Raw genomic sequence first — 17,859 nt, 5'->3', positions numbered from 1 at the left:
TCAAGTTATACCATCATTAGCATCTATACCAGGTGTATTATTAAAGATTTTCCCATACGTTGTTACTTTAATAGCGTTAGTACTATTCTCTAAATCATCACAAGCTCCAAAGGCTTCTGGTGAACCATTTGATGCTGGTAAGAGATAAATATAAAAAAGGTAAGGAGTTTATAAACTCCTTACCTTTTTTTATATTTATAATCATTTATGGAATTATCTATTGTTATATTAATATTTATTATAGCTAAATAGTTTCTAAAAAATATAAAATATCAATTGTAAGAATAATAAATTTATAATATTTAATATTTTACTTTTAATTAAATATAGTATTAAAGTTAAATTAGAAACCCAATATAAAACTTAATAAAACTTAAAATTTAATATGAAAAACTTAAAATATTGCATATAAGTTTTTTATATGATATATTGTAAATGAGGTGAGATTTATGGATCAAAAACAACGCTTAGTTAAAATATTAGAACTATTAGAACAAAGAGAACAATTATCTCAAGAAGAGTTAGGTAAAATTTTTTCAGTTTCAAAGGATACTGCAAGAAGAGATATTTTACTGCTAACAGAACAAGGATTAGCAGAAAGGTATAGAGGTGGAATCTCTCTTCCATTAATAAAGGCTAAAATTGAAAAGTATTCAGAAAGATTAGTTGTAAACTCCAAAGAAAAAGAACTTATTGCCAGGAAGGCAGCAAGTTTAATAAGAGATAACAATACTGTTTTATTAGATGTATCTACAACAGTAAATTTTATGGCAAAATATATGACTCAAAAAGATCTATTTATTGTTACTCATTCTATTGATAATGCAATATCATTTTCTTCTAGGAATAGAGATAATAAAATATTTCTTCTTGGAGGTTATTTTAATCCAGAATCTCATGTTATGCATGGGTCTTCATTATTGGATCAACTAGGTCAATTTTATTTTGATTATGCATTCATTGGTGCATCAGGAATTAATTCAGAAGGAATTTTTTACTCAGATCTAGAAGATATTAATGTTAAAAAAAGTATTTTTAGTAGTTCTAAAAAGGTTTGTATTGTTTTAGATGAATCAAAATTTAATCAAACCTCATCATTTAAAATAGGATTTGAAGGAATAGATACAATAATTACAAATAAAATTATTCCATCTTCATTACAAAAAAAAATTAATGAATATAATATTAAATTAATTATTGCAAGTGAGGAGGAATAGATATGAAAACTTTAATTTCAAATGTAAGGGTAATTTTAGGAGAAAAAATAAATAATGTTGATATCTATATTGATGAAGGAAAAATCACATCAATAATTCCCTATAATCAAAATATAGAAGAAAAAATAAATCATCAAGTTATTAAGGGAAATAATAACTTATTAATACCTGGAATGATAGATGTACACATTCATGGTGCAAATAATCATGATATGATGGATGGAACAACTAAAAGTATTCAAGAAGTGTCAAAAAAATGTGCTGAAACTGGATGTACAAGCTTTTTAGCAACTTCTGTAAGTTCTTCACTTGAAGATTTACTTTCTATGATTAGTAGTGTTAAAAAGGTATTAGGAAATGAAGAAGGAGCAAAGATAGTAGGAATTCATTTAGAGGGACCATATTTGAATGTTGAAAAAAAAGGTATGCAAAATCCTAAACATCTAAGACATCCTAATTTAGAGGAAATGGATATTATTTTTAAGGAAGCAGGAGATCTTATAAAAATGGTTACAATTGCTCCAGAGTTACCAGGTGGAATTGAATTAATTCATTACTTAAGAAATAGAAATGTAGTAGTTGCTATTGCACATTCTACTGCAACATATGAAGAAGCAAGAAAGGCTTTTAAAGAAGGGGCATCACATATTACGCATTGTTTTAATGCAATGCCAGCTATTCATCATCGTGAACCAGGATTAGTTACAGCAGCACTAGAAGATGATAATGTAAGTGTGCAAGCTATTGTAGATGGTATACACCTTCATCCAGGAATTATTCGGTTAATGCACAAAGTAAAAGGAGCAGATAGAATGGTTTTAACAACAGATGCTTTACAAGCAATGGGGGTAGGGGATGGAAATTATCTATTTGGAGGACATCATGTAGTTGTTAAGGATGGAGTAGCTAGATTAAAAGATGGTACCTTAGCTTCTAGTACTACAACTATGAATAAATCTCTTAGACTTAGTGTTGAATTTGGAATATCTTTATGTGATAGTGTAAAGATGGCTTCCAAAACTCCTGCTTCAATTTTAAGCTTAAATAATACAGGTGAAATAAAATTAAATTATGATGCAGACTTGGTTTTATTAGATGATAAATATAATGTAATTCAGACATTTATTAAAGGAAAACAATATTTTAAATAAAATATTTAAAGAAGATCTTTACAATGAAAATGGTGAGGATCTTTTCTATTTAAAATGAAATAAAAAAGTAAAATTTTGTTGGAAATTAAAATTTTGTTTCTATAAAGATTATATTAAAAAAGAAATAAGCATATAGATTAAGTGTATTATAAAAATAATTTATAAATCTTTTAAATTAGCAATTAGATAGGTGGGATGTGTAAGGAGGATATATTTATTCAGGTTCTTTCTCGTTATTAAGTTTAACTAGGAATTATTTATTATTTATAGGGGAGTGTATTATTATGACAAATCAAGAAATTGCAAGACAACTGGTAGATTTGCTTGGTGGAAAGGATAATATAAAATCAGTTAGTAATTGTATGACTCGTTGTAGGTTAGAACTTAAGGATTTAACTAAGGTTGATTTAGAATCAATAAAGAAATCTGAGGGAGCTTTAGGAGTAGTAGAGGATAATGGTCAATTACAGGTTATATATGGTTTAGGAAAAGTTAATAAAATTACTGAAGAAGTAAAAAAAATAGTAGGAAAATCATTAGTTATTGGTGAAGAAGCAGTTAAGGAAACAAAAACAAAGCTAAAAGGAAAAAATAATACTCCAGTAAAAAATGCATTAAGAAAATTAGGTAATATATTCATTCCTTTAATTCCTTTATTTGTAGCTTGTGGACTTGTTTTAGCAATAAATAATATATGTAATGTAAGATTTGGGGATGCATATAAAGCAACAACTATAGGACAAATAATAGGGTTAATAGGTGGGGGAGTTTTCTCAATTTTATCTATATTAGTAGGAGTAAATGCTGCTAAGGAATTTGGATCGCAGATGCCTATGATGGGAGGAGTATTAGGAGGTATTCTTTCATCAGGAACACTTGCAAATATAAATCTCTTTGGTAAAGCTTTAACACCAGGTAGAGGAGGAATAATTTCAGTAATCTTAGTAGTTCTATTATCTGTATTTATTGAAAAAGCTTGTAGAAAATATGTTCCTGATGTAGTAGATTTATTTGTAACACCACTAATAACTTTATCAGTATCTGTATTAGCTGCATTATTTATTTTACAACCAGTAGGTGGATTTATTTCAGATGGAATAGGATTTATAGTGGCTCAAACTATTTCTTCAGACAATACTCTAGTATCAGTACTTTCAGGAGCTGTTTCAGGGGCATTGTTTTTACCGCTAGTTATGACTGGAATGCATCAAGCATTGACACCAATACATGCAGACTTAATAGCAAATGCTGGATATACAGTTTTACTTCCAATATTAGCAACAGCAGGGATGGCACAAGTTGGTGCTACTATAGCTGTTTTAGTTAAGACTAAAAATCAAAGATTAAAGAAGACTGCTAAAAATGGATTAATACCAGGATTCTTGGGTATTGGAGAACCTTTAATATACGGAGTAACACTACCTTTAGGAAAGCCTTTCTTGGGAGCTTGTTTAGGTGCTGGAGTTGGTGGTGCTGTTATGGCATTTTTAAAGGTAGGATCAGTGGCTATAGGTGTATCTGGATTACCGTTAGCTTTATTAATAGCAGATGGAAAAATGTTAGTATTTCTTATTGGAGTTTTAGTTTCATATATAGCAGGATATTTATTTACAGTATTGTTAGGCTTTGATGATCCAATAGAAGAGTAAAGAAAAAAATATTAAACTCATTTTGCTTATGTTAAGCAGAGTGAGTTTTTTACTTTCTTTACCTTAAGTTTGTAAGTGGCATATGTAAGTTTGGGGTGACTTGAAGGGGAACGAAGGAATAAGCAAAATTATGTAGGCTCACTTTTTTATTAATAAATTATAAATATTAATGGCGAAAAAAGATAATAATTAGTATAATAGCTATATTAATAATAAGTGAAAACAAAATAGAAATCACAAAAATCGGAATTGATTTATAGAGAATTAGAAACAATAAGAGGTGAACAAATGAGTAATATAAAATCAATTAATAGCAATCAAGCTAAAAAACTAATTAAAGGTAATGAAGATTTGCTGATAATAGATGTTAGAAATCCAAATGAATTTAAAGAATCTAAAATAAGTAATTCTATAAACATACCAGTAGATGAAATAGAGTGGGAAATTGAAGATTTACAAGAATATAAAAATAAACCTATTTTAGTTTATTGTAAGGTGGGAGTAAGAAGTAGCGTTGCTTGTACAATATTAGAAGAGGAAGGATTCACAAATTTATATAATCTAAGAGGTGGAATATTAGATTATAATGAAGATATAGAATAAAATGTATTTTTTATTTTAATTTTTATTTTAATTTTTATTTTAATATAGTATAATATAAGATATAAATGTAAAAAATAAATATTGTAGAAATATTGACAAACAATAAGAACAATGATAAAATAACTGATATATTAAGAAGAAACAGCCGTTTCTCACCTTACGGCAGAGCTTAGTAAGGTAGATAGTTTTGTAATAATTTCTAGTTAAATATAACTAGGTTTTTATAAGTACTAGAGGACGGCAAAATATGTCGTCTATTTTTTTTGTTATGTTTTTATTTAAAATTTTGGAGGTGACCTGGTATAAGTAAGGATTTTACTTGTAATGAAGCTATAAGAGTAAAGGAAGTTAGAGTGATTGATTCAGAAGGTAATCAATTAGGCGTAATTCCAACAAAAGAAGCTCAAAAAATTGCTGAGGAGAAGGAATTAGATTTAGTTATGATTTCTCCAAATGCGAATCCACCAGTATGTAGAGTGATGGATTTAGGGAAGTATATTTATGAGCAAGCAAAGAAAGATAAAGAAGCTAAGAAAAAGCAAAAGGTAACTACTCTTAAGGAAATAAGATGTAGTCTTACGATTGAAGAAAATGATATTGCGATAAAAGCAAAAAATGCTAGAAAGTTTTTATTAGACGGGGATAAAGTTAAAATCACTGTTAGATTTAAAGGAAGAGAAGCACAACTAGGACATATTGGAAAAAAAATATTAGAAAATTTTGTTTCTAAACTAGAAGATGTTTGCATAGTTGAAAAGCCTGCTAAGCATGAAGGCAGAAATATGACAATGGTTGTAGGTCCTAAAAAAGCGTAACTTGAGAGGAGATAAGTATCATGCCAAAAATGAAAACCCACAGAGGTGCAGCAAAGAGATTTAAGAAAACTGGAACTGGAAAGTTAAAAAGAGCTAAGGCTTTTAAGAGTCATATATTAACAAAGAAAAGTTCTAAAAGAAAGAGAAACTTAAGAAAAGCTTCTTATGTTTCAACTACTCAAGAAAAAGCAATGAAGAAATTATTACCATACCTATAATATAGAGGTTTTTAGGAGGATTAAACATGGCAAGAGTTAAAAGAGCGGTAAATTCACGTAAAAATCATAAAAAAGTATTAAAGCTTGCAAAAGGTTATTACGGTGGAAAAAGCAGACTATTCAAGACTGCTAATGAATCAGTAATAAGAGCTTTAAGAAATGCTTATGTTGGAAGAAGATTAAAGAAAAGAGATTTCAGAAGACTTTGGATAGCGAGAATTAATGCAGCTACAAGAATGAATGGACTTTCATATTCAAGATTTATGAATGGACTTAAATTAGCAGGAATAGACATGAACAGAAAGATGTTGTCAGAAATAGCTATAAATGATCCAAAGGCATTTGCTGATTTAGTAGAATTAGCAAAAAATTCAATTAAGTAGTTTAACGCTATTTTAAAAACACCTTAAAATTTTATTTTTAAGGTGTTTTTTACGTACAAAATAAATGATTATTATAATATATAAGAAAATTAACAAAAATGGTGTATTTATTATATAATAGTAGATATAAGATTTATCTACTGTCGAAATAATGGTTTTTAATAAAAGGGGGGATTGAAATGAAAATAGGATTGGTATTATCAGGTGGTGGAGGCAAAGGTGCATATGAGCTCGGAGTCTGGAAGGCATTAAAAGAATTAGGAATTGATAAATACATAAGTGTTTTTTCAGGTACATCAATTGGAGCTTTTAATGCTGTACTTTTTGCACAAGATAATATGAGTTATGCAGAAGCCCTATGGGAAGAGGTAACTATAGATAAACTAATTCCTATTAGTAAGTTTGAGCTCTTTAAAAAAGGCGTAGGACTTATACTTGGTGGGAAAAATTTAAATATAGCCAAAAAGTATATGAATCAAAAAATAGAAGAAGGTGCAGTTTCAAAAGAAGGTGCGAAAGAAATAATAAATAAGTATTTAAATATAAATAAAGTAAAAAAGAATAATAAAATTTGTTATGCAGCTTGTACGGAATTGCCAGATTTTAAAGTTAAATATTTTAAAATAAATGATTTTGATGAAGAATTAGGAAAAGAAATTGTAATTGCATCAGCATCGCTACCACTTATATATGAGCCTACAGAAATATTAGGAAGTAAATATATAGACGGAGGGGTTGCGGATAATACTCCTATACAGCCCGTTTATGGAGAGGGCTGTGATATAATAATAGTAGTATCTTTATCTAAGGAAGCTAGGATTGATAGATATTTGTATCCCAATACTAAAATAATAGATATATATCCAAGAAATCTAAATGAAAGTGTAATTAATGGCACTTTAAACTTAGATGAAGAAGCAAAGAAGAATAGAATAAAAGAAGGATATGAAGATACTATTTCACTTCTAGAACCTATAATGAAGATGACAGAAGTTAAGAATAAACTAGAAGAAGAGAGAAATTTTCCAAGGCTATATAAGATATATGAGTTTATAAAGAGAGCATTGAAAAGCAATAAGGAAAATGACATTAATATAAGCTCATAATTAAAAAAACTGAGATTTTAATTCTCAGTTTTTTTAATACATTAAATTAGAACATTGGTTATACTCATAGGCTAACCCTTCATATATAAATTCCTTATGACTAATATCTAATAAGTCACTAGGTTTTGTAAGAGAAGGAAGCTTATTAGAATCATAAATATTACTTTTAATTAAAAGATGGGATATAAATTCAGAACAAAAGTAATGATTATCTCTTTTTATTGGTCTCTTAATAGCAACACCTATTAATCCAAGCAAACTATATTTATACTTCTTTTGATCTTTCAAAAATTTTTCTAACTCTTCTATTAACAATTCATATTTTTCATCATCTACACTAATTTTATATATAACACATTTACTTTTTTGAAATCTTTTATATACACCATCTTGTAAATTTTCTTCTACTAGCCCTCCAATAAAAGGAATCTGAGGAAAAACTCTTCCAAAGGAATACATTTTATTAAAGGAGTTATCAAAGCTTAATGAAACGTGTACATATTTATCTTTTGTGTAATAGTTGATGCATCTTGCAAGCAATGTACCAGTATTAGAAAATACTAAATATATGTCTTTATTGTTCATATTATAAAATCATCCCCCGATAGTAAAGTAGTATATATAAGATAATTCATATAATTGATTATATAATATAAAGCTTAATTTATCCTTAAGAAAACATAAAGATATACAAATTTTATTAAAAATATTAATAAGTACTGTATTTTTTATTAATATAATATTAATAGGTTTTGTTAAGATAATAAATTTAGTAGAATAAAATAAATAATATTTATTAAATATATATAAACTATAACTATATTAAATAATAAAATAATGTAATTTACAAATGTAAATTTTACAATAGTATATTATACGAGAGGTGATTATTTGAAAAAAAATGCCATGCAAAGAGATTTTAAAAAATTAAAATCTCAAATAAATCAAATAGAAGAAATAGCTCATAACTCAAAAGTTGGTGCTTTAATTGAGCAGGAGTCCTCATTAAGGAAAAAGATAAGACAACTTAAAGATATGGAAAATGAAGGGTTTAAGGAGTTTTCAGACATATATGAAAGATATGAAGAATTATTAGAACATGTATCTAAAAGATTATTAGAGGACTATAATAAAAAAAATAATACAGATTTTGATTTTTATCAAGTAATAAGAGGTAATTATAATAGCTTTATAAACTCAGGATTTATGTCTGTTTTAACTAAGCAGCATATACCAAAGTTAATTTCTAAGGAGTTTGAAGAAAACTTTCCTGATAATCCTAAAGATGAATATAAGTTAGCTAGAAACATAAAGAGAAAAATTCATGTTCATTTGGGTGAAACTAATACAGGAAAAACTTATACAGCAATGGAGAGATTAAAAGTTGCTAAAAATGGTGTTTATTTATCTCCACTTAGAATTCTTGCTTTAGAAAATTACGAAAAATTAAATAGCCATGGTGTTATTTGTAATCTTCTAACAGGAGAAGAAGAAATATTAAAAGAAGGAGCTACACATACTTCATGTACAATAGAAAAAGTTGATTTAAAAAGAGAGTATGATATAGCAATTATTGATGAAATTCAAATGATTGATGATGCACAAAGGGGAGCAGCGTGGACAAGAGCCTTGCTTGGACTTAGGTGTAATGAAATTCATATTTGTGGAGCCTTAAATGCAAAAAGAATAGTGGAAAAGATAATAGAAGAGTGCAATGATGAATATGAATTTAAGGATTATAAAAGAAGCATACCATTAGAAGTTCAAGATAAAAATTTTACTCATAATGATGTAGAAGAAGGGGATGCAATAGTAGTATTCTCTAAGAAAAAAGTATTGCAAATTGCAGAGCAGTATTCAGGTTTTGGAATAAAGAGTAGCATAATTTATGGAGACCTTCCGCCAGAAGTTAGACGAAAGCAATATGATATGTTTATAAATAAAGAAAACAAGGTCCTTATAACTACTGATGCTATAGGGATGGGAGTAAATTTACCTATAAAAAGAATAGTATTTTTAGATATTCAAAAATTTGATGGAGAAGAAATAAGACCACTTACATCACAAGAGGTAAAACAAGTAGCTGGAAGAGCAGGAAGAAAAGGAATATACGAGGTTGGATATGTAGCGACTGTAAGAGATAATCAAAAATTTATAAAAGACAAATTAGAGGAAAAGGACAGAATAATAACTGAAGCTGTTTTAGGACCTTCAGAGGCTATTTTAAATATTAAAAGTTTACCACTAAATGAAAAGTTAGCTCTATGGGCTACTAGAGAAGATACTTTAGATTATTATAGGAAGATGGATATAAATGAGTATCTGATAATATTAGAAAATATAAAAAGATATAAACTTAAAGAAGAAATTCAATGGAACTTATTAAAGATACCATTTGATATATCAAAAGATGAGCTTATGAATACTTTTTTAGATTATGTAGAAGAATTATTTGTTATAAAAAATAAGATTATAACAAGGCCTCAGTGCTTCAAAGGCAATTTAGATGAATTAGAGTGTTATTATCAAAAAATAAATATGTATTACTCATTTTGTAAGATATTTAATTTAGATTTTGATTTTAAGTGGATATATGAGGAAAGAATTAAAGTAAGTAATGATATTAATGAAATATTAGTTAGGATCTAATTAAAAATAGCTATATGAAAATTGATTTTATTTATCAATTTCATATAGCTACTTTTTATTGTTTAATTACTTTGTTTCTCCTTAGCAATAGGGACAATGATAATAAAAGACAAATTAATTCTGAAACTAATGTAGCAATCCATATACCTGTATCTCCGAAATAATGGGATAAGAAAAATAAAGCTATAGAAATAAATATAAGTCCTCTAGCAATAGATATTATGGTTGCCTTAAAAGCCTCTTCTATAGAAGCAAAATATCCAGATATCAATATATTAAATCCAAGCACTAAAAATGCGCTTGAAAATAGACGAAATGCCCAAACAGAATATATATATGTAAAGGATGAAGGATCTTTTATAAATATATAGACAATTTCATTAGCAAAAAGAATACATATTGAAAAGATTACTATTGAAGATATAGCAACTACTTTTAAACTCATTTTTATTAATTTCTTTATGATATTAAATTCTTCTTTTCCATAATAATAGCTACATAATGGTTGAATTCCTTGTGTTATTGCTATCATAGTCATTATAACTAAAGTGCTGACATAGCATATTATACTATAAGTAACAATACCATTTTCTCCAATATGGCGAAGTATAGTTTGGTTAAAAAGCAATATAACTATACCAGAAGTTAGCTCTGTTACTGCATCTGGAAACCCAATTGATAATATTCTTTTTAAGTATTTTATATTTAATTTAAATTTAGTTAAGGTTAGTTTAGATTTTTTACTCATAAAATGTGAAAAAAAGAATATAAAGGATACCCCTTGGGATATAATAGTTGCATAAGCTGCACCCTTGATTCCAAGATTTAGAATAATAACAAATAAAAAATCCAAAACTATATTGGTAAGAGCTGAAATTAACATACCTATAATTGCTAAATGAGGATATCCATCAGCTTTTGTTAAAACTTCTAAACAATATGATACAATAAAAAATCCATTAAAGGTTATAATTATTTTTAAGTAATCTTTAACTAGGTTAAAGTTGGTTTCAGTAGCGCCTAAAAATAATGATATACTATCAATATTAATTAAACATAATAATGTTATTATTAAAGAAACTATAAGCATACAAAATAAATTAAAGGAAAATATCTCATTAGCTTTCTTTATATTATTTTTTCCAAGATAAATTGAAATTATAGTAGAAACACCTGTTGAAAATAACATGGATATAGCAAAAATAAAATTTACAAAAGGCATGGCTATATTTACAGCGGCAAGAGCAGTTTCACCAACACCTCTGCTTACAAATATACCATCTACCATTGTATATAATGAAAAAATCCACATTGCAGTAACAGATGGAACTAGAAATTTTAAAAATTGTTTTTTTAAAGAAACATTACTATTCATACGACTCTCCTTTGTTGTCTATTAATATAAGTTAATTATAACAGTAAATTATGGTATAATGGGAATATAAGGGGAGTTTTTATAAAATAGAGGATTAAAGAGTTTAACTTTGAAAGGAAGATATAAATGATATATAGGTTTAAGTTTGATGAAAAAGAATATTCTTTAGGAGAAGATAACTTAGAGTATTTTGCTAATGATGAAAATGAGGAATTAAAAGATATTGATGAAAACAAAATATTAGAATTACTTACAAATAGTAATGAAGTAGAGTTTGAAAAAGCATATTATGAAAACTGTTGTAGTAATTGCAAGGCTGGAAAAGAGGAAAAGAAAAAGGCATTTGATTTTTTAGAGGTTCACTTTTATGTCTATGGAAAAAATAATAAATATGTTACGAGTAGTATAGATGATGAATATGATAAAAAGTCTTTTACTAGATTAAATAGAGAAGGAATTGTAGATAAAAGCTATTTAGTAACTGTTATGGTATGTAAAAACTGTGGAACATATGCAATAGAAATTGAAGAGTTTGAAGTTTAAATTAGAAAACAAATAAATAATGTATTAAAATTATTTAAGGGTATAAAATACTTTTGAAAGGATGTGTTTTATATGCCAAGAAACTCAGAAACAAGAACTCCAATGCAAAAAGGAGAAAGAAGAAGAAGACTACATAAAAATCAAAATAATGTAGGAAATGATAAAAATCAAAGTGAATATAGAGATTTTGACGGAAATCCAATAAAATAGTTTCATGCTTAACTTTAAAAAGGATAAAGATTTAATGCTTTATCCTTTTTCTTATATATAATAATTAAAATATAATTATATTTAATATAAATTAGCAATATTAGAGTTGAATATGGTAATATTTAACTAATAAATAATAAATAGGAGTGTATTATGAAAAGAAAAATAGATTTAATAATAGGAGTCTTTTTGGTTATATATGTAATTTGTATAAATTTATTTTTAGGAAAAATTAGTTTTAGTGAAGTGTTTTTTGTATTAGGAGTTGCATTAATTATGTATCATTATACTAAAAAACAAATTAAGGAATATATAAAGTCTAAAAAAATAATTAAAAATTTATTTATTATAGTTAAATATTGCATAGTAGGATTTTTATTAATATTTATAATTATTGAGACGGCAATAGTAGTGTTTCCTAAGAAAAATAAAAGCTATTCAAGTTATGTAATTGTCTTAGGGGCTGGTGTTAAAGGAGAGACACCTAGTCTTACATTAAGGCAAAGATTAGATAAAACTATTGAATATATAAATAAGCAAGATAAAAAAACTAATATAATAGTTTCTGGGGGACAAGGAAGAGGCGAAGATATTTCAGAGGCAGAAGCAATGAAAAGATATTTAGTAGATAAGGGAATAGATGAAAATATAATAATAATGGAAAATCAATCTACGAGTACAAATGAGAATTTAATGTTTTCTAAAAAGATATTAGAAGAAAATAGTAATAAAAATATATCAGATTTAGATATAAAGATAATAACATCAGATTTTCATGCTTTTAGAAGTAACATGATAGGCAAAAAGTTAGGGTATAATAATATTAGTTTTTATACTAATAAGACACTACCAGCACTAATTCCTGTTATGTATTCTAGAGAGTTTTTAGCTGTAGTGAAGTCTTATTTAATTGATATAAGAAAATAGTATTTATAAGTATTTGTAAAAAAATTCTAGAGGTGAATTTGGTTTTTTGTAGAATAGTAGAAGTAGTAGGTTAATATGATCTTTTGATTAATTTTTATATCACCTTTAATCACATATTAATATCAAATATATAATATAAGTATTTAGACTTAAGGGGGAACAATAATGGCTAAAATTACTGAGTGCTCAATAATAATTAAAGATGATTTCAATAATGTATTTATAGTTCAAAGAAAAACTAAAAAAAATGAACCTAAGTTATGGTACATTATTGCTAGAAAACTAAGAGGTAAAGAAACAGCAGAAAAATGTATCTCACGTGCTATTAAAGAAGATTTAAAATCAATAGTTTTTAACTTAGAACAATTATCAGAAGAATTAAATGAAGAATTAGTATCTTTACTTTATAAAGGAGAGATAAAGGAAAGAATAACATATGGTAATGATATAGTTGAAGGAAGATGGATATCTTTAGATGAAGTTGATCAATATGAGTTTGCTCCAGGTGAGAGAGAAAAACTTTTAATATATTATGATAAATAAAGAATAAAAGAGTTATGAGGCTTTATCATAACTCTTTTACTAGTTTATATATTAAGCAATTCTATTGACATCATAAACTGGAATAATTATCATATAAATAATAAGACTAATATAAATTCATTTGTTTAGAGAAAGTCTTTATTCGTTTGTTTTTATATTTGTTTTAATACTTTTTTAAATTAATAAACATGATCTAACAAAAAAGAGAAATCTGATTTGAAAGAAAGTGGTAGGTATATATTAATAATAAAAGTTATAAATTAAGTTATAGAAAAACTTAGTTTATATTTATTGTTGTTATAATTTTTATTATTAATATACAAAGCTTATTTTCTTTTAATAAGGAAAATAAGCTTTTTTTACTTTTAAATTAAAGGAGAAAGATCAAATTATGAAAATAGGGGTAATAAGTGCAATTTTAGAAGAACCAAGCAAGTGTAATGCTGAATTTAATGATGTCATTTCAGGTTTTAGAGGAAACATTAGAGGAAGAATGGGGATTCCATTAGAAGAGGGAATATCTATTGTATCCATAGTAGTTATAGGGGAGATAAATGAAATTAATAGTTTAACTGGAAAATTAGGTAATATTGATGGAGTAACTGTAAAAACAGCTATTAGTAAGAAAGAAATGTAATAATATAATTTTTAGTAAATATTAAAAAATAAAATATTTTGGATAGTGCTATTAATAGCAATTGGAGGGTTGTATATGCATGTTAAATGTATTATAGATAAACTTTATAAGTTTAATAATGCTAGCAAAGAGGAGCTTATTTTCTTATTAGATAATTTAAATGAAGAAGATAAAGTTTATTTGCTTCAAAAGTCGCATGAGACTAGAATGAGGACTTATGGTGATAAGGTCTATTTGAGGGGAATTATTGAGTTTACGAATTTTTGTAAAAAGAATTGTGTGTATTGTGGAATAAGAAGAAGCAACAAAAATGCAGATAGATATAGATTAACAACTGAAGAAATTATGGAATGTGTGGAAATAGGTGATAGATTAGGATATAAAACATATGTGTTGCAAGGGGGGGAAGATGATTATTTTACTGACGATAAAATGGTAGAGATAATAAAATTGATTAAAAATAAGTATCCAAATAATGCTATCACTTTATCTTTAGGAGAAAGAAGCTATGAATCATATAAAAAGATGTTTGAAGCAGGTGCAGACAGATACTTACTTAGACATGAAACTGCAACTAAGGAATTATATGAAGAATTACATCCAGGTGCTAGTTTTGAAGAAAGAAGAGAATGTTTAAGAAATCTAAAAGAAATAGGGTATCAAGTAGGGGCTGGTTTTATGGTTGAGCTTCCAAAGCAAACTAATGAAGATTTAGTTAATGATTTATTGTTTGTTAAAGAATTAGAACCTCATATGTGTGGAATAGGCCCATTCATACCACATAAAGATACTCCTCTTAAAGAAGAAAAGGCTGGAACTGTTGAAAAAACAACTACGCTGTTGGCTTTAATAAGATTATTATTACCAGAGGTATTACTCCCATCTACAACTTCACTTGGAAGTATTGATCCAACAGGTAGAGAAAAGGGAATAAAGGCTGGAGGAAATGTAGTTATGCCAAATCTCTCTCCAACAAGTGTAAGAGAAAAGTATTCACTTTATGATGGGAAGATATGTACAGGAGATGAAGCAGCAGAATGTAGAAAGTGCATAGAAGGAAGAATAAATAGATCTGGATTTAAGGTTGAAGTAACAAGAGGTGACAATATGGCTTGGAAAAAAGAAAATGGATATAAAATAGAAGAGAAGCCTATTACAGAAAATATACAAATAATTAAATTAAATAAATAATTTATAGATTATAGGGGTGTTTTATATGTTTATTGATCATGAATGCGTTGAAAGAATTTTAGAAGAAGCAAAAGGTGCAAGAAGAGAAGAAATACAAGCTGTTTTAGAAAGAGCTAAAAAAAGAGAAGGATTGTCTTATGAAGATATAGCAGTATTACTTCAAGCTGAAAATGAAGATGACTTAAAAGAAATATACAAATTAGCAGGAGAAATTAAAGATTCTATTTATGGTAAAAGAGTTGTAATATTTGCTCCTTTATATGTTAGTAACTATTGTGTAAATAATTGTGTTTATTGTGGATATAAGAAATGTAATTCATTTGCAAGAAGAAAGTTAACTATGGAAGAAGTAGCAGAAGAGGTTAGAATATTAGAAAAAATGGGACATAAAAGGCTTGCATTGGAATTAGGAGAAGATCCAGTTAATGCGCCAATAGAATATGTATTAGAATGTTTAGATACTATTTACAAAACACAAAATGACAATGGAGAAATAAGAAGAGTTAATGTTAATATAGCAGCAACTACAGTAGAAGAATATAAGAAGCTAAAGGAAGCTAAAATAGGTACTTATATATTATTCCAAGAAACATACCATAAGCCAACTTACGAAAAAATGCATCCAAAATCATTAAAGGGAGATTACAATTATCACACTACAGCTTTTGATAGAGCTATGGAAGCTGGAATTGATGATGTTGGTGGAGGAGTATTATTTGGACTAGCTGATCCTAAGTTTGAAGTTTTAGGACTTATGATGCATAATAGGCACTTAGAAGAAAAATTTGGAGTAGGATTCCACACTATATCAATGCCAAGGCTAAAGCCAGCTGAAGGAATGAGTTTAGAGGAATTTCCTAACTTAATCGATGATGAAATGTTTAAAAAGCTAGTTGCTATAATAAGAATTGCTGTTCCATTTACAGGAATAATAATGTCTACTAGAGAAACAGCAGAAATGAGAAGAGAAGTCTTAAAATATGGTGTATCTCAAGTAAGTGCAGGTTCAAGTACTGGAGTTGGTGGATATAAAGAAAGAGAAGAAGGAAAGGAAGTTCTTCAATTTAAGACTGCAGATGAAAGAACACCTTTAGAAGTTCTTAAGTCAATCTTAGATGATGGATATATACCAAGTTATTGCACAGCTTGTTATAGAAAAGGAAGAACTGGAGAAAGGTTTATGAGACTTGCAAAATCAGGTCAAATACAAAATGTATGTGAGCCTAATGCTATGATGACTTTATTAGAATTTGCATTAGATTATGGTGATAAAGAAATACTAAAAAAAGCAGAAGCTGTTATTGAAAATGAAGCAGAGAGAATAAAGAGAGAGGATATTAAAAAGCTATTAAAAAACAACTTAGAAAAACTTAAAGATGGTGAAAGAGATTTATATCTATAGGAGGAATTTACTATGAATTCTACACCAAATGCAAATAGAAAACATATAGCTGTCTATGGTAAAACTAATGCAGGTAAATCATCCTTAATAAATAAGTTTTTAGGACAAGAAATTTCTCTTGTTTCAGAAAAAGAAGGCACAACTACAGACCCAGTACAAAAGGCTATGGAACTTATACCTATTGGACCAATACTTATGATTGATACAGCGGGTTTTGGAGATAAAAGTGAACTTGGGGAAATAAGAGTTAAAAAGACACTAGATATACTTAAAAGGACAGATATAGCAATTTATATATTTGATGTAAATGATATTGATTTAAAAGAATTTGAAAAAGCTAAAAGGAATTTTAAAAAATATAATATATCTTATATAGTTGTTATAAATAAGATAGATAAAGTAGAAGCTAAAGTTATAGAAGAGGTAAAGGAAAAATTTAAGGAAGCAATTTTTCTATCTTCATATAGTGGAGAAGGAATGGAACTTTTAAGAGAAGAACTTATAAAAAGGCTAAAGAATGAGGATGAGGAATTGCCTATATTAGGAGATTTATTACCCTATAACAGTAAAGTTATTTTAGTAGTCCCAATAGATTCAGAAGCTCCAAAGGGAAGAATAATACTACCACAAGTTCAATGTATAAGAGACTGTTTAGATCATGGTATAAAAAGTTATGTAGTAAGAGATACAGAACTTAAAGATGCATTAGAAGATTTAAATAATGTAGATTTAGTTATAACAGATTCTCAAGCTTTTAGAGAAGTAGATAAAATTGTTCCTAAAGATATTAAACTAACTAGCTTTTCAATGTTGTTTGCAAGACAAAAAGGTGATTTTGAAGAATTTATAAAGGGTGCTTTAAGTATAAAGAATTTAAAAGAGAATTCAAAAATATTAATTGCAGAAAGTTGTACACACAATGTATCTCACGAAGACATAGGGAGAGTAAAAATACCAAAGTTATTAAATAATTTTGTAGGGACAGAGCTAAATTACGAATATAGTATATTCCATGATTTCCCTGAGGATATTGATAAATATGATTTAATAATCCATTGTGGAGCCTGTATGATAAATAGAAAAACAGTAGTAAATAGGGTAAACCAATGCATAGAAAAAGGTGTTTCAATAACCAATTATGGTATATTATTAGCTTACTTAAACGGAATATTAGAAAGAAGCTTGTCTTTGTTTAATATTAAAAATGATGATATAATATAACGGTTATTTAATACAAATG

19 protein-coding genes and 1 pseudogene are annotated in these 17,859 nt (G+C 27.3%); 18 read left to right on the top strand and 2 right to left on the bottom strand.

The window, feature by feature from the left end:
• From ACYUEX_RS11135 to ACYUEX_RS11095, 9 genes and pseudogenes are all read left to right on the top strand, one after another.
• Nucleotides 1–148: pseudogene (locus ACYUEX_RS11135) on the top strand (ABC transporter permease); the annotation flags it as partial.
• A gap of 301 nt (nucleotides 149–449) precedes the next feature.
• A complete protein-coding gene (locus ACYUEX_RS11130; protein ID WP_411170204.1) occupies nucleotides 450–1,217 on the top strand; it encodes a DeoR/GlpR family DNA-binding transcription regulator in 768 nt (255 codons plus the stop codon).
• A 2-nt stretch (nucleotides 1,218–1,219) separates the two neighbouring features.
• The gene (nagA, locus tag ACYUEX_RS11125) at nucleotides 1,220–2,368 is read left to right on the top strand and encodes an N-acetylglucosamine-6-phosphate deacetylase (RefSeq protein WP_411170205.1); all 1,149 of its coding nucleotides are present in this window, start codon (nucleotides 1,220–1,222) and stop codon (nucleotides 2,366–2,368) included.
• A 284-nt stretch (nucleotides 2,369–2,652) separates the two neighbouring features.
• The gene (locus ACYUEX_RS11120; RefSeq protein WP_411170206.1) at nucleotides 2,653–4,017 is read left to right on the top strand and encodes a PTS transporter subunit EIIC; all 1,365 of its coding nucleotides are present in this window, start codon (nucleotides 2,653–2,655) and stop codon (nucleotides 4,015–4,017) included.
• A 288-nt stretch (nucleotides 4,018–4,305) separates the two neighbouring features.
• Nucleotides 4,306–4,620, top strand: coding sequence for a rhodanese-like domain-containing protein (locus tag ACYUEX_RS11115; RefSeq protein WP_322395073.1), 315 nt, complete (start codon nucleotides 4,306–4,308; stop codon nucleotides 4,618–4,620).
• A 302-nt stretch (nucleotides 4,621–4,922) separates the two neighbouring features.
• Complete coding sequence (gene infC, locus ACYUEX_RS11110; RefSeq protein ID WP_460288198.1) at nucleotides 4,923–5,435, top strand: translation initiation factor IF-3; 513 nt, start codon at nucleotides 4,923–4,925, stop codon at nucleotides 5,433–5,435.
• Nucleotides 5,436–5,455: 20 nt separating this feature from the next.
• Nucleotides 5,456–5,653, top strand: a complete 198-nt coding sequence (gene rpmI, locus ACYUEX_RS11105) for a 50S ribosomal protein L35 (RefSeq protein ID WP_287597226.1) — start codon at nucleotides 5,456–5,458, stop codon at nucleotides 5,651–5,653.
• 26 nt (nucleotides 5,654–5,679) lie between these two features.
• Nucleotides 5,680–6,036, top strand: a complete 357-nt coding sequence (gene rplT / locus ACYUEX_RS11100) for a 50S ribosomal protein L20 (RefSeq protein ID WP_322382400.1) — start codon at nucleotides 5,680–5,682, stop codon at nucleotides 6,034–6,036.
• A 179-nt stretch (nucleotides 6,037–6,215) separates the two neighbouring features.
• Nucleotides 6,216–7,142, top strand: coding sequence for a patatin-like phospholipase family protein (locus ACYUEX_RS11095; protein ID WP_460288183.1), 927 nt, complete (start codon nucleotides 6,216–6,218; stop codon nucleotides 7,140–7,142).
• A 33-nt stretch (nucleotides 7,143–7,175) separates the two neighbouring features.
• Here ACYUEX_RS11095 and ACYUEX_RS11090 read toward each other — a convergent pair whose 3' ends face one another.
• Nucleotides 7,176–7,727 carry a hypothetical protein gene (locus ACYUEX_RS11090; protein WP_460288181.1) on the bottom strand — a complete coding sequence of 184 codons (552 nt, stop codon included), beginning with the start codon at nucleotides 7,725–7,727 and terminating at the stop codon, nucleotides 7,176–7,178.
• A 306-nt stretch (nucleotides 7,728–8,033) separates the two neighbouring features.
• On the opposite strand from ACYUEX_RS11090, the gene ACYUEX_RS11085 reads away from it, so the two are divergent.
• Nucleotides 8,034–9,791, top strand: coding sequence for an SUV3 family DEAD/DEAH box RNA helicase (locus ACYUEX_RS11085; RefSeq protein ID WP_460288180.1), 1,758 nt, complete (start codon nucleotides 8,034–8,036; stop codon nucleotides 9,789–9,791).
• Nucleotides 9,792–9,846: 55 nt separating this feature from the next.
• Here the strand turns inward: ACYUEX_RS11085 and ACYUEX_RS11080 are convergent, their stop codons facing one another.
• A complete protein-coding gene (locus ACYUEX_RS11080; protein ID WP_460288178.1) occupies nucleotides 9,847–11,166 on the bottom strand; it encodes an MATE family efflux transporter in 1,320 nt (439 codons plus the stop codon).
• A gap of 126 nt (nucleotides 11,167–11,292) precedes the next feature.
• Here ACYUEX_RS11080 and ACYUEX_RS11075 point away from each other — a divergent pair, with 126 nt between their 5' ends.
• The 8 genes from ACYUEX_RS11075 to hydF all read left to right on the top strand — a co-directional run bounded on the left by ACYUEX_RS11075 (nucleotide 11,293) and on the right by hydF (nucleotide 17,840).
• Nucleotides 11,293–11,709: a DUF3785 family protein gene (locus ACYUEX_RS11075; protein WP_460288175.1), complete on the top strand. Its 417-nt coding sequence runs from the start codon at nucleotides 11,293–11,295 to the stop codon at nucleotides 11,707–11,709.
• 72 nt (nucleotides 11,710–11,781) lie between these two features.
• The gene (locus ACYUEX_RS11070; protein ID WP_411170212.1) at nucleotides 11,782–11,919 is read left to right on the top strand and encodes a clostri-philic family protein; all 138 of its coding nucleotides are present in this window, start codon (nucleotides 11,782–11,784) and stop codon (nucleotides 11,917–11,919) included.
• A gap of 153 nt (nucleotides 11,920–12,072) precedes the next feature.
• The gene (locus ACYUEX_RS11065; protein ID WP_460288173.1) at nucleotides 12,073–12,846 is read left to right on the top strand and encodes a YdcF family protein; all 774 of its coding nucleotides are present in this window, start codon (nucleotides 12,073–12,075) and stop codon (nucleotides 12,844–12,846) included.
• 165 nt (nucleotides 12,847–13,011) lie between these two features.
• Nucleotides 13,012–13,389, top strand: coding sequence for an NUDIX hydrolase (locus tag ACYUEX_RS11060; protein WP_460288171.1), 378 nt, complete (start codon nucleotides 13,012–13,014; stop codon nucleotides 13,387–13,389).
• A gap of 391 nt (nucleotides 13,390–13,780) precedes the next feature.
• Complete coding sequence (locus tag ACYUEX_RS11055; protein WP_460288169.1) at nucleotides 13,781–14,026, top strand: TM1266 family iron-only hydrogenase system putative regulator; 246 nt, start codon at nucleotides 13,781–13,783, stop codon at nucleotides 14,024–14,026.
• A gap of 75 nt (nucleotides 14,027–14,101) precedes the next feature.
• Nucleotides 14,102–15,217: a [FeFe] hydrogenase H-cluster radical SAM maturase HydE gene (hydE, locus tag ACYUEX_RS11050; protein ID WP_460288167.1), complete on the top strand. Its 1,116-nt coding sequence runs from the start codon at nucleotides 14,102–14,104 to the stop codon at nucleotides 15,215–15,217.
• A 25-nt stretch (nucleotides 15,218–15,242) separates the two neighbouring features.
• Nucleotides 15,243–16,619, top strand: a complete 1,377-nt coding sequence (hydG, locus tag ACYUEX_RS11045; RefSeq protein WP_460288166.1) for a [FeFe] hydrogenase H-cluster radical SAM maturase HydG — start codon at nucleotides 15,243–15,245, stop codon at nucleotides 16,617–16,619.
• Between the two features lie 12 nt (nucleotides 16,620–16,631).
• Nucleotides 16,632–17,840, top strand: coding sequence for a [FeFe] hydrogenase H-cluster maturation GTPase HydF (gene hydF, locus ACYUEX_RS11040; protein WP_460288164.1), 1,209 nt, complete (start codon nucleotides 16,632–16,634; stop codon nucleotides 17,838–17,840).
• Nucleotides 17,841–17,859 lie beyond the last annotated feature (19 nt).

It is taken from the genome of Clostridium sp. CTA-7 (assembly GCF_054768095.1).
Note: the sequence above shows the minus strand (reverse complement) of the source record. Positions and strands in the feature narration are given on the sequence as shown.